This window comes from Acinetobacter sp. (genome assembly GCF_036659555.1).
Classification (GTDB): domain Bacteria; phylum Pseudomonadota; class Gammaproteobacteria; order Pseudomonadales; family Moraxellaceae; genus Acinetobacter.
This window is the reverse complement of sequence record NZ_JAVXCI010000129.1, coordinates 1-5,866: the sequence shown is the minus strand read 5'-3', so window position 1 is coordinate 5,866 and position 5,866 is coordinate 1. Positions and strand designations below refer to the sequence as shown.

The 5,866-nt window shown below is 50.4% G+C and carries 4 protein-coding genes; all 4 read right to left on the bottom strand.

Annotation, left to right across the window (positions count from 1 at the left end; genetic code table 11):
• Window positions 1–361: FAD-dependent oxidoreductase (locus tag RSA72_RS13535; RefSeq protein ID WP_332633342.1), on the bottom strand; the 361-nt coding region annotated here is incomplete at its 3' end.
• Between the two features lie 59 nt (window positions 362–420).
• Complete coding sequence (odhB, locus tag RSA72_RS13530; RefSeq protein ID WP_332633340.1) at window positions 421–1,617, bottom strand: 2-oxoglutarate dehydrogenase complex dihydrolipoyllysine-residue succinyltransferase; 1,197 nt, start codon at window positions 1,615–1,617, stop codon at window positions 421–423.
• Window positions 1,618–1,633: 16 nt separating this feature from the next.
• The gene (locus tag RSA72_RS13525; protein ID WP_332633344.1) at window positions 1,634–4,456 is read right to left on the bottom strand and encodes a 2-oxoglutarate dehydrogenase E1 component; all 2,823 of its coding nucleotides are present in this window, start codon (window positions 4,454–4,456) and stop codon (window positions 1,634–1,636) included.
• A gap of 704 nt (window positions 4,457–5,160) precedes the next feature.
• Window positions 5,161–5,866: succinate dehydrogenase iron-sulfur subunit (locus RSA72_RS13520; RefSeq protein WP_332623879.1), on the bottom strand; the 706-nt coding region annotated here is incomplete at its 5' end.

Here is a 5,866-nt window from a genome sequence, read left to right as displayed (position 1 = left end):
CTGTACCTTTTAACCACTCGATACCGTTACCTTTTAGAAGGCCATCAATACCCATTGTAAGTTGGTCAACAATTTTGTCTTTACGTGCAAGGAGTTTAGACAAATCAAAGTTCACTTCACCTGTTGTAATACCGTGATCAGCTAAGTGATGCACTGTATCTTCATAACGGTGAGAAGAATCAAGCAATGCTTTAGACGGAATACAACCCACGTTTAAGCACGTCCCACCTAATGATGGTTTGCCTTTGTGAATACGTTTTTCGATACAAGCAACTTTAAAACCAAGCTGCGCTGCACGAATTGCTGCTTCGTAACCACCTGGGCCACCGCCAATTACAACAAGATCAAATTGTTGAGACATTTTTATCTCCAAAAATGGGCTTAGAGGATCGCTCTAAGCCCATGTTTTATTCTTTAGAATTAAAGGTCAAGGATCAATTTAGCTGGTTCTTCTAACAATTCTTTGATTGTTACCAAGAAACCAACTGCTTCTTTACCATCGATTAAACGGTGGTCATAAGAAAGCGCTAAATACATCATCGGCAAGATTTCCACTTGACCTTTTACAGCCATTGGACGCTCTTGGATTTTATGCATGCCCAAGATTGCAGTTTGCGGCGTGTTCAGGATCGGAGTAGAAAGCAATGAACCGAAAGTGCCGCCGTTGGTGATGGTGAACGTGCCGCCAGTCATGTCTTCAATGCCCAGCTTGCCGTCACGCGCTTTATAAGCGAAATCACGGATGCCGTTTTCAACTTCAGCATAGTTCATGCGGTCTGTATCGCGAAGCACAGGTACAACCAGGCCGCGCTCAGAAGATACCGCTACGCCGATGTCATAGTAGCCATGGTAAACAATGTCATTGCCGTCGATAGACGCGTTAACCGCTGGGTAGCGCTTAAGCGCTTCGGTCGCCGCTTTAACGAAGAATGACATGAAGCCAAGGCGCGCGCCGTGGCGCTTTTCAAATGCGTCTTTGTATTGAGCGCGCATTTCCATGATTGGCTTCATGTTGACTTCGTTGAACGTTGTCAGCATTGCAGTTTCTTGAGTCGCAGCCAGCAGGCGCTCAGCAACACGCTTGCGCAGGCGGGTCATAGGAACGCGTTTCTCAACACGCTCACCCACAGCAACGCTTAATGGCGCAGCTGCAGGAGCCGCCGGCTTAGCCTGATGGCTGGCAACATCTTCTTTCGTGATGCGGCCGCCGCGGCCTGTGCCCGCAACGTCAGCAGCTGGAATGCCAGACTCAGTCAATGCTTTACGCACTGCAGGCGCCTGATCAGCAACAGCAGCGCCGGCAGCAGCTTGAACTGCAGCAGCCGGTTCAGCTTTCTGTTCAGCCTGAGGCGCGGCAGCTGGCGCTGCGCCGGAAACTGCGCCTTCTTCAAACTGCGCAATCACTTCAGCGGAAAGCACTGTATCGCCTTCATTTTTAACAATAGCTGCAATCGTGCCGTCTGCAGGAGCTACAACTTCCAGCACAACTTTGTCAGTTTCAATATCACAAATCACTTCGTCGCGTGATACTGCTTCACCAGGCTGCTTGTGCCAAGTTGCAATTGTGCCGTCAGCAACTGATTCTGGGAACACCGGTGCTTTAATTTCGGTTGCCATTACTAAAAATCTCCTGTTATTCAGCCACGATGGCTAAAGCGTCATTCACGAGCTGAGCTTGTTGTTTTGCATGCAAATAAGGTGAACCGCAGGCAGGCGCCGCAGATGCCGGACGGCCCGCGAAGCTGATGCGCACTTGGTTACCCGCTTTCATTACGTCGTCATATAAGCGCGGCGCGATGAATAGCCAAGCGCCCTGGTTTTTCGGCTCTTCCTGCGCCCAAACGATTTCTTTTACGTTTGGATAAGAAGCCAGCACTGCTGCAAGGCGTTTTTCCGGGTACGGGTACAATTGTTCAATACGGACGATTGCGGTATTTTCAAGGCCCTGCTCACGGCGTTTTTCCAGCAGGTCGTAATAAACTTTGCCGCCGCACAGCACAAGGCGGGTAACGTCCGCTTTGCTGATTTGATCAATTTCATCAATTACCGTCTGGAATGTGCCGGTTGCCAGCTCTTCCAGTGATGAAACCGCCAGTTTGTGGCGCAGCAATGACTTCGGAGAAGTGATAATCATCGGCTTGCGGATTGGGCGGACAGCCTGGCGGCGCATTGCGTGGAAAATCTGCGCAGGGGTTGTCGGCGTAATCACCTGCATGTTGTCTTCAGCGCAAAGCTGCAGGAAACGCTCCAGGCGCGCAGATGAATGCTCAGGGCCCTGGCCTTCAAAACCGTGCGGAAGCAATAGGGTCAAGCCGCATACGCGTTCCCATTTGGTTTCGCCAGAAGAGATGAACTGGTCAATCACCACTTGCGCGCAGTTTGCGAAGTCGCCGAATTGCGCTTCCCAAATGATTAAGCTTTTCGGCAAAGTGGTTGAATAGCCGTATTCAAATGCCAGCACAGCCATTTCAGATAAAAGCGAATCATAAATCGCGGTGCGCGGCTGATTCTCTTTTAAATTGCACAGCGGAATGTAAGTTGAACCGTCAACCTGATTATGCAGTTTTGCATGGCGGTGCGAGAATGTGCCGCGGCCCACGTCTTCGCCGGTTAAGCGGAACAGGTAGCCATCATCCAAAACGGTTGCATAAGCTAAAGTTTCAGCTGCGCCCCAGTTCAGCGGCATTTCACCGGTCTGCATTTTCAGGCGGTCGTCAATCACTTTAGCGACCTGACGCTGCATGACAAAGCCTTCAGGAAGCTCGCGCATTTTCGCGCCAAGCGCTTTCAGGCGCTCGATTGGGAAAGTTGTGTCCCATTCATCGGTATATTCATGGCCAAGGTACGGAGACCAGTCCACAAACATCTTCTTGTTCGGCTCAAGCACCAAAGCGTTGGCAACATGCTTGCCCGCTTCAAGGTCAGAACGGTACTGCTCAACCATCGCATCAGCAGCAGCGCGGTCAAGCACGCCTTCCTGCACCAGCTGGTCCGCATACAGCGTACGCGTAGAGGCTTTCTTGTTGATCACCTGATACATCATCGGCTGCGTTGCTGCCGGCTCGTCCGCTTCATTATGGCCGCGGCGGCGGTAGCAGAACATGTCAATCACAACGTCCTTGCGGAAGGTGTGGCGGAAATCATGCGCCAATTGAGCAACAAACAGTACCGCTTCAGGGTCATCGCCATTCACATGAAAAATTGGCGCCTGAATCATTTTCGCGATATCAGTACAGTATTCTGTAGAACGCGCATCACGCGGATCAGACGTCGTGAAACCAACCTGGTTGTTCACCACAATGTGAACTGTACCGCCTACCGTATAGCCGCGGGTTTGCGACATTTGGAAGGTTTCCTGGTTTACGCCCTGGCCTGCAAATGCAGCATCGCCATGCACAATCACTGGCAATACGTCATCGCCGCCAATATCTTTGCGGCGCACTTGGCGCGCGCGCACAGAACCTTCAACCACAGGGCCGACGATTTCCAGGTGCGACGGGTTAAACGCCAATGCCAAGTGGACTTCGCCGCCCGGAGTCATTACATTTGAAGAGAAGCCTTGGTGGTATTTAACGTCGCCAGAACCTTTTTTATGCAGTGATTTGCCTTCAAATTCACCGAAAAGGTCTGCCGGGTTTTTACCCATAATGTTCACAAGCAAGTTCAAGCGGCCGCGGTGCGGCATGCCGATCACCACTTCTTTGCAGCCGACAGAACCGGCGCGCTGAATCAGCTCATTCACCAGCGGAATGAAAGACTCGCCGCCTTCCACACCAAAGCGCTTCGCACCGACAAACTTGCTGCCTAAATATTTTTCCAGGCCTTCAGCTGCAGTTAAGCGCTCCAATACGTGCTTTTTCTGATCTGCATTGAAGCCGAACTGGTTGCGCGCGCCTTCAAGGCGCTGCTGAATCCAGCGTTTTTCTTTGGTATCTACAATATGCATGTATTCAGTGCCAACAGAAGCGCAGTAAGTCGCTTCCATTGCCTGAACAATTTCACCCAGTGTCGCTTCGGCTTTGCCGATTGCCAGGTTGCCGGTGTTGAACGGCGTATCTAAATCGGACTGAGTCAAGCCGTGCGCCGCCAGATCCAGATCCGGCACGATTTCGCGCTTAGCCAAGCCTAATGGATCAAGTTTCGCTTTTTGATGGCCGCGGTTGCGGTACGCTGCGATTAGCTGCAGTACGCCAATTTGACGGCGCTCATGCTCAGAACTTACCGCGCTTTGCACGACAGGCTGAACACGGCTTGAATTGCGGCCTAACAGCAGGAATTGCTCACGCACATTGCTGTGCGGCTGATCACCTTTAGGGAATTTATCGAAGTATTCACGCCAGTCAGCTTCCACTGAGTCTGGAGCTGTCAGATACTGCTCATAAAGTTCTTCAATATACGCTGCACTGTCAGCGGAAAGTTCTGTGTCAAGACGCAGTGCGTCAGCAACTTCTTGCATTTGTGGACCCATTTCCTATTGCAAAAACATTTCAGGATGCTTTTTAAGCCAACCCATGATTAATAATGTCAGATTTGTAATATGACATTAGTCCCCATTAGGCATCTGCCATGAGGCGCGTTATCACTACATCAGGAATTCCCAATGTGATTAATGAACAATAACGCCCCTCAGCGGCATCATTACTCATTGTTATACCCAGCCGAAACCGGGCAATTTTTTGCAAATCGTCTTAGAAAAAGCAATTCCTGCGCCTTGCTTTTTCTAAACCGGCTCACCTGCATTCAGCAGCTGCTCAGGCGCCGTTAAATGCTGAAAACAGTACATATTTAATGCCCAATTTTCACATACAGCGGCGCGTTAAATGCTAACACGTTCTGCCATTTTTAATTGATTTTTTTGACACATATCTCTCATAAATTAGCGAAATACAATGCCGGTATTTTCCTCTAAGATATGGTGCTTTATAAAAAATAATCTTTCAATTCAGACCAAAGTCTACAAACCCCACTCCCCGAGCAAAAAAAGAGCGTGATTCCGCCATTCACGCCCCCATGCACGTTATATGATAACAGCTTCAATCCATATTTACAGGGCCAAAGGCGCATTGCAGCAAGAAAATAACCCCGCCGGCCCGGCCCGCCCCGCGCTTTAGGCGTAAAAAAGCGCATCCGGGGATGCGCTCTTTTTAACAGCGGGGCAGATTAGCCTGCCTGATCAAACATCATGTTGCGGATGTGGCCAATCGCCTTAGTCGGGTTCAAGCCCTTAGGGCAAACGGATACGCAGTTCATGATGCCTTTGCAGCGGAACAGCGAGAACGGATCGTCAAGGCGCGCCAAGCGTTCCTGAGTCGCTGTATCACGCGAGTCAATGATGAAGCGGTAAGCATTCAGCAGCGCAGACGGACCCAAGAATTTGTCCGGGTTCCACCAGAATGACGGGCATGAGGTTGAGCAGCATGCGCAAAGAATGCACTCATACAGGCCATCCAAGTGCTCGCGCTCTTCCGGAGACTGCAGGCGCTCTTTCGGCGGCGCCGGCTGGTTATTGATCAAGAACGGATGAATTTTGTTGTACTGATCGTAGAACTGATTCATATCCACAACCAAGTCCTTCACAACCGGAAGGCCCGGCAATGGGCGGATAGTGATTTCATTCGGCAAATCGTTCAGGTTCCACAGGCACGCTAAACCGTTTTTGCCGTTAATGTTCACACCGTCAGAACCGCAGATGCCTTCACGGCAAGAACGGCGGAATGTCAGCGTTTCATCCTGAACTTTCAGCGCCAGAAGCGCATCAAGCAGCATGCGGTGCTTGTCAGTCAATTCAAGCTTGAAAGTCTGCATGTACGGCGCTTTATCCTTATCAGGATCGTAGCGGTAGATATTAAATGTACGAGTACCTCTA

Coding starts and splice junctions, on each gene's coding strand:
- odhB (WP_332633340.1), bottom strand. CDS start 1,617: ATGGCAACCGAAATTAAAGCACCGGTGTTCCCAGAATCAGTTGCTGAC.
- RSA72_RS13525 (WP_332633344.1), bottom strand. CDS start 4,456: ATGCAAGAAGTTGCTGACGCACTGCGTCTTGACACAGAACTTTCCGCT.